Annotated in this window: 7 protein-coding genes, 1 rRNA gene and 1 other RNA gene; all 9 read left to right on the plus strand. The window is 49.1% G+C overall.

The features are described 5' to 3' along the window. Positions 1 to 1,278: a radical SAM family protein gene (locus A3848_RS21945; protein WP_074086986.1), complete on the plus strand. Its 1,278-nt coding sequence runs from the start codon at positions 1 to 3 to the stop codon at positions 1,276 to 1,278. Positions 1,279 to 1,398: 120 nt separating this feature from the next. Beyond that, positions 1,399 to 1,596 (plus strand): 50S ribosomal protein L31, encoded by a 198-nt coding sequence (gene rpmE / locus A3848_RS21950; RefSeq protein ID WP_074086987.1) that lies wholly within the window; start codon positions 1,399 to 1,401, stop codon positions 1,594 to 1,596. A 126-nt stretch (positions 1,597 to 1,722) separates the two neighbouring features. Next, an RNA gene (ffs, locus tag A3848_RS21955) (signal recognition particle sRNA large type) lies at positions 1,723 to 1,991 on the plus strand. A 136-nt stretch (positions 1,992 to 2,127) separates the two neighbouring features. Next, on the plus strand, positions 2,128 to 3,912 hold the full coding sequence (gene dnaX / locus A3848_RS21960) for a DNA polymerase III subunit gamma/tau (RefSeq protein ID WP_074086988.1): 1,785 nt from the start codon (positions 2,128 to 2,130) through the stop codon (positions 3,910 to 3,912). A gap of 45 nt (positions 3,913 to 3,957) precedes the next feature. Then, a complete protein-coding gene (locus A3848_RS21965; RefSeq protein WP_074086989.1) occupies positions 3,958 to 4,269 on the plus strand; it encodes a YbaB/EbfC family nucleoid-associated protein in 312 nt (103 codons plus the stop codon). Positions 4,270 to 4,304: 35 nt separating this feature from the next. Next, positions 4,305 to 4,904, plus strand: coding sequence for a recombination mediator RecR (gene recR, locus A3848_RS21970; protein WP_074086990.1), 600 nt, complete (start codon positions 4,305 to 4,307; stop codon positions 4,902 to 4,904). Positions 4,905 to 5,116: 212 nt separating this feature from the next. Beyond that, positions 5,117 to 5,362, plus strand: coding sequence for a DUF2508 family protein (locus A3848_RS21975; protein WP_074086991.1), 246 nt, complete (start codon positions 5,117 to 5,119; stop codon positions 5,360 to 5,362). Between the two features lie 31 nt (positions 5,363 to 5,393). Then, entirely contained in the window at positions 5,394 to 5,660 is a 267-nt protein-coding gene (locus tag A3848_RS21980; protein ID WP_178382054.1) for a pro-sigmaK processing inhibitor BofA family protein, read from the plus strand. A 303-nt stretch (positions 5,661 to 5,963) separates the two neighbouring features. After that, positions 5,964 to 6,143 (plus strand): 16S ribosomal RNA (locus A3848_RS21985); the annotation flags it as partial.

A 6,143-nucleotide genomic window follows, 5' to 3' on the forward strand; every position in this document is an offset into this window, starting at 1 on the left:
ATGTATTTGGTATATGCCGACGGGCAAGGAAACGTATATGATCATCCCGAGCTGTATGGGCTGGCCCGCAGCGGGGATATGATTGTTGAGATGCTAGAGGAAGAATTAATACCGCTGCCGGAGGGTGCTACCCTGGTAGGTCTGCCTAACACGCGGGCGGTAGGTATGAACCCTGAGACGGGTGAGATGCTGCCGCTTCCGGAAGGCTCACAAGCTGTCGGGGCCTTGCTTCCGCAAGGCTTTACCCGTTTGTGTCTTCCTGGGTATGTCAAGACAGACAAGTCGTATAAGCTTCCACTCTTCGGTTATTCAGCAGTAGTGTGGAAAGATGGCAGCTTCTATGTGGCCGCCGATCTTACGGATGACCCGGAGCAGTGGAATCCGCTTAATTGTGATCGGGAAGATGTAGAGGTGGGAGTAGGCAGTTTAACCGCCAAGTACCCGGAGAACCGTCTATACGATCATCTCTCCAATTGTGCGCTGGGCTACGAATGCCTGACCTCTTCTAACACCTTTCTGGGACGCTGGGAGGGGGCGGTTCCTGTCTCCTATTCGTGCAATGCCGGATGCTTCGGTTGTATCTCCGAACAGCCCGACGACAGCGGCTTTGTATCCCCTCAGACACGAATGAATTTCCGTCCCACGGTGAATGAGATTTCAGAGGTTATGCTGGAGCATCTAAAAACACCCCAGTCCATTATCAGCTTCGGTCAGGGCTGTGAAGGGGAACCATCCACACAGGCGAAGCTCATTATTGAGTCTATTCGTGAGGTGCGTTCCATTACAGATATGGGTTATATCAACATCAATACTAACGCCGGCTTAAGCGATCATATCCGCGGTATAGTTGATGCTGGACTGGATTTAATGCGTGTCAGCACAATAAGTGCACTGGATGACCATTATAATGCCTATTACAAGCCGCGCGGCTATACGCTGGCAAATGTGGAGAAATCTTTGAAATACGCAGCTTCACAAGGTGTGTATACATCGATCAATTATTTGATCTTCCCGGGGGTTACCGACCGTGAGGAGGAGATTGAAGCGATGGTGGAATTCGTTAGACGTACAGATCTGAAGCTGATCCAAATGCGCAACCTTAATATTGATCCTGAGAGCTATTTGGAATTAATTCCACCGGCTCAAGGTGAGGTACTGGGAATGAAGACGATGCTGGAGATCTTCCGTGAGGAACTTCCTGGTGTTGTTATAGGTTCATATACACATGTACCGCCGGCGGACTTGGCCCGGGCCAAGCAGCGGCGTGTGCAAATATAACCGCAAACAACCAGGAACTAGACATATTGCAGAGCCAGGCCTTTCGTGCTAAAATACCGCTTAGATATTTTATTAACTCTAGGTCCGCATGAGGCCTAGGGCACGAGAGGTGAGGTTTATATGCAATCCGTTATTCAACCTAAGTACAATGTAACCAAGGTAACCTGTGCATGTGGCAATACATTCGAAGCCGGTTCTGTGAAATCAGAGCTGCGCGTCGAAATTTGCTCCAGCTGCCACCCGTTCTATACAGGTAAGCAGAAGTTCATGGATGCCGGTGGCCGTGTTGATAAATTCAAGAAAAAGTATGGCATCTAATGGAGTAACCACATAGGCGGTTATGGATTAGTCCAGCCCCCGGACATGGCGTCCGGGGGCTTCTCCTTTATTTGGAGTTTCATCTGGAGTTGATTTTTGTCCGGGTGTAAGCTATACTTATCTTCGCCGTGCTAGACGGGGAGGTAGCGGTGCCCTGTAACTCGCAATCCGCTGTAGCGAGGTTGAATTCCTGTTAGAGGTGCTGTCGATGTGAGGCCTTGGTTCCTACGGGCTGTGTTGACGGTTGGGTCCTCCGCAATGAGTGCTTATGAACCTGGTCAGGTCCGGAAGGAAGCAGCCATAAGTAAGTTTACTCTTGTGCCGGAGGGTGGCCTAGCCCGAGCAGTGTTGTAGGGTTGCCGCTTGGATCGCAGCCATCAATAACAGGTGCACGGTTTAACATATTGTCCATTACAGTATCTTTGCCACAAGCAAAGATGCTTTTTTGTTTTTGGTCAAAGTCTAGTGGATATAGTATAATAAATTAGCGACAAATGCCGAAAGCGGCAGCCTAAGAGAGGGTAATGCATAGTGGAACATATCGCGCTGTATCGTGCCTGGCGGCCGCAGTCGTTTCATGACATGGTAGGGCAACAGCACATAATTCAGACGCTGCAGAATGCAATTCGCGAACAGCGGGTTTCGCATGCCTACCTGTTCAGCGGACCGCGCGGGACCGGCAAGACAAGTGCCGCCAAGGTTCTCGCCAAAGCGGTCAATTGCGAACGCATCGAGGGTCCGGAACCCTGCAACGAGTGTCCCTCATGCCTGCGGATCACTGCGGGTAACGTCATGGATGTGCAGGAGATTGACGCAGCGTCAAATCGGGGCGTTGAGGAAATACGTGATCTCCGGGATAAGGTGAAATATGCACCTACCGAAGTTCGCCGCAAAGTGTATATCATTGATGAAGTGCATATGCTGACTACAGAGGCTTTTAATGCGCTGCTGAAGACACTGGAAGAACCGCCTCCCCATGTAATGTTTATTCTGGCGACGACAGAGCCTCATAAATTACCGGCAACGATTATTTCTCGCTGCCAGCGCTTTGATTTTCGCCGGGTGTCACTGGAGGAGCAGACAGCACACTTAGCAGTGATCTGCCAGAAGGAAGGTATTTCCGCAGACACAGATGCTCTGCAGTATATTGCCCGACTTTCCGATGGTGGAATGCGTGATGCGCTTAGTATACTGGACCAAATTTCATCCTTTACAGATGGCCAGGTTACCTATCAGCAGGTGTTAGGCATGACCGGGGGGATTCCTTCCGAACAGTTCGCTCGCCTGGCAACGGCCATTCTGGATGGGGATATGGGACTTCTTTTGGAGCTTGTTGAGCAGCTTATGCATGAGGGTAAGAGTGCTGATAAATGTCTGGAGAACCTGCTGTACTATTTCCGTGATTTGCTTATGATCAAGATGGTCCCAGGGGCCGATCAACTAACGGACCGGGTGCTGAATCCAGCAGAGTTCCGTGATATGGCGGCAGCATTTTCTAGGGACCGGCTCTTTCTGATCGTAGAGACACTAACCCGTTATCTGGGTGAAATGAAATATGCGACCCATCCGCAGACCTTGTTTGAAGTAGCGCTGATGAAGCTGTGCAGCCTGCAACAGCAGGAAGCTGATCCGCAAGAGGTCTCTCCGCATTCCTTTACTTCCGTTTCCAATCAAGCCGGCGGTAACGCTGCAGCCGTGGACTCTGGTGAATTGGAGCTACTCAAACGGCAGATTGCTGCCCTGGAGAAAAAGCTGGAGCTGGCTATGCAGTCTGGTGCCATTTCTGCTGGAGGGCGTGGTGAACAGGGGAATACGGGCAGACCGTCGGCCGCACAAGCGCCTGCACCACGAATATCTTCTCCTTCGAAGCTTCCACCCCAGTTAGATAAGTTTATTGCTGGGAAGGACAGTGCCGATTTTGCAGAAGTATATAAGAAATGGAGCGCTGTCTTGCAAGGGGTTAAGGAAGAGAAGGTGACGGTTCATGCATGGTTTGTCGACGGTGAGCCTGTGGCTGTTATGGAAGATGCAGTACTGGTAGCCTTTAAAAATACAATTCACCGCGACACCACTGAGAAGCCGGCTAACAGACAGGTGATTGAGAACGTATTTGCTGCCCGTTTGGGCAGACCTTACCGCCTCGTGACCATGCTGCTCCGGGACTGGAATGAAGCTGCGATGAAATCTGCTGCTCAGACCGGTACAGAGGAACTCCGGCTGGAGCATGAACACGAAACTCCGGACACCCGGACCGAACCATGGATTGACGAGGCGATCCAGCTCTTTGGGGAAGACCTTGTTGTCATAAAAGAGTAATTAACCTATTAGCGCTAAATGCGCATTCCAAAGGAGAGACGATGAATGAATAATATGAACCAAATGATGAAACAGGTCAAAAAAATGCAGGAGCAAATGCTCAAGGCACAAGAAGAGCTGGGCAGCAAAACTATTGAAGGATCTTCCGGTGGCGGTGTAGTAACCGTGCAGGTGAATGGACATAAGAAACTGTTGTCGATCCAGATCAAACCAGAAGCTGTTGATCCTGAAGATATCGAGATGCTGCAGGACCTTGTAATTACTGCTGTAAATGATGCTCTTACGCAAGTGGAAGAATTGGCTAATAACGACATGGGTAAATTCACTGGCGGGATGAAGATTCCTGGCCTGTTCTAAACCTTACTCCATCTGTCCAAAGGAGAACCGATATTTTGTATTATCCAGAACCGCTAGCCAAGCTGATCGAAGCTTTTACGCGTCTGCCCGGAATTGGCCCGAAGTCAGCCGCACGGCTGGCCTTTCATGTGCTCAATATGAAAGAAGACGAAGTTATTGATTTTGCCAAGGCGTTGGTCAGCGTCAAACGCAATCTTCATTATTGCTCGGTCTGCTGCAATATTACGGATACCGACCCTTGCCGGATCTGTCAGGACAAAACCAGGGATGCCTCGGTCATCTGTGTAGTCCAGGATTCCAAGGATCTTGTGGCTATTGAACGAACCAAGGAATTCGACGGTTATTACCACGTGCTGCAGGGTGCGATCTCTCCTATGGAGGGTCTGGGTCCGGATGATATACGTCTGAAGGAGCTGTTGACCCGATTAAGCGATGAGAGGGTAAAGGAGCTCATCATGGCGACCAACCCTAACATTGAGGGTGAAGCTACAGCAATGTATATCTCCCGCTTAGTTCGTCCGTTCGAGATCAAAATCACCAGAATAGCCCATGGGCTGCCTGTAGGCGGCGACTTGGAGTATGCAGACGAGGTAACCTTGTCCAAAGCACTCGAAGGCCGGCGTGAGCTGTTCTGAGCAGCCTGGCGTCATGTTATTTCAATAAAGGAGCCCAATGGGGCTTCTTTTTTTGCTGTTTTTACGGCAAAGAATATTTCTGAAGAGAAATTTCGCGGATCGTTTACTGCCATTCTGGTTCTAAGTTTGTCCCGGTTTCGATATGAATGAGAATAAAAGAGGGCGCGATTTTAGAGCGGGCCCAAATTTATTCTTATGAGGAGGTATAGGGAATGGGATGGTGGGGCAATGGGCGGCAGAGCAGTAGAGAGAAAGGACAGCAGGACGACCACTGGAACGTGTTTCTCGAGGTTCAGCAGGCGCAATCCGAGTGGGAGAGAGCACATCTGATGTTTGACGAGGCGCGGGGTCAGGATCAAATTGATTACGCCATATATATTTTGGAAGCGGCAGAGCGTAAATATCAGATTCATTTGAAGCATGCAAAAAATCTGGGTCTTAACAGAGCCCGTCTCTAGGGTGACCAAAGAACACTAAAGGAGGATTATCATGCTGAGAATGGCCGCGATAGCTGTGCTGGTGTTATCAGGACTTTTATTACTTCTTATTGTTTTCCGGAAAAAATTGGGCTGGGCGTGGCTCAGCCTGTTCGGCACACATCTTCTCTTGGCTGCGCTTGGTATTTATGTGGTGAATTTCTCAGGCTTAGTGACAGATATATACATCCCCCTGAACCCTACAACTATAGGCGCAGTAACGGTCCTTGGTCTTCCTGGAGTGCTGATGCTTCTGGGATTAAAAATAACTTTGTTCTAGAGGTTGACGTGGATTGTGGATATATGATACATTAAGTCTCGGCCCTTTGGACAAGGTATCCTATGATAACTTGCTGAGAAGCCAAGCGAAAAATTAAAATTAAAAAACGCTTGACTAAAATAAAGGTGCTGTGATATATTATAAAGGTCGCTGCTGACAAGCAACGATGAAGAAAAACGAGACATTGATCTTTGAAAACTGAACAACGAGTGAGTGGGATTTCACGCAAGTGAGATCCAAAAATAGAGAATATTTTATTCTCGTCAGATGTTTCAAAATGAGCAATCGCTCTTTCTAAATACCAATTTGGAGAGTTTGATCCTGGCTCAGGACGAACGCTGGCGGCGTGCCTAATACATGCAAGTCGAGCGGAGCTTATCCTTCGGGATAAGCTTAGCGGCGGACGGGTGAGTAACACGTAGGCAACCTACCCTCTAGACTGGGATAACTACCGGAAACGGTAGCTAATACCGGATAATTCCT

The organism is Paenibacillus sp. P32E, assembly GCF_001909085.1.
In the GTDB taxonomy this organism is placed as follows: domain Bacteria; phylum Bacillota; class Bacilli; order Paenibacillales; family Paenibacillaceae; genus Paenibacillus_AQ; species Paenibacillus_AQ helianthi.

Coding starts and splice junctions, on each gene's coding strand:
- A3848_RS21945 (WP_074086986.1), top strand. CDS start 1: ATGTATTTGGTATATGCCGACGGGCAAGGAAACGTATATGATCATCCC.
- rpmE (WP_074086987.1), top strand. CDS start 1,399: ATGCAATCCGTTATTCAACCTAAGTACAATGTAACCAAGGTAACCTGT.
- A3848_RS21965 (WP_074086989.1), top strand. CDS start 3,958: ATGAATAATATGAACCAAATGATGAAACAGGTCAAAAAAATGCAGGAG.
- A3848_RS21975 (WP_074086991.1), top strand. CDS start 5,117: ATGGGATGGTGGGGCAATGGGCGGCAGAGCAGTAGAGAGAAAGGACAG.
- A3848_RS21980 (WP_178382054.1), top strand. CDS start 5,394: ATGCTGAGAATGGCCGCGATAGCTGTGCTGGTGTTATCAGGACTTTTA.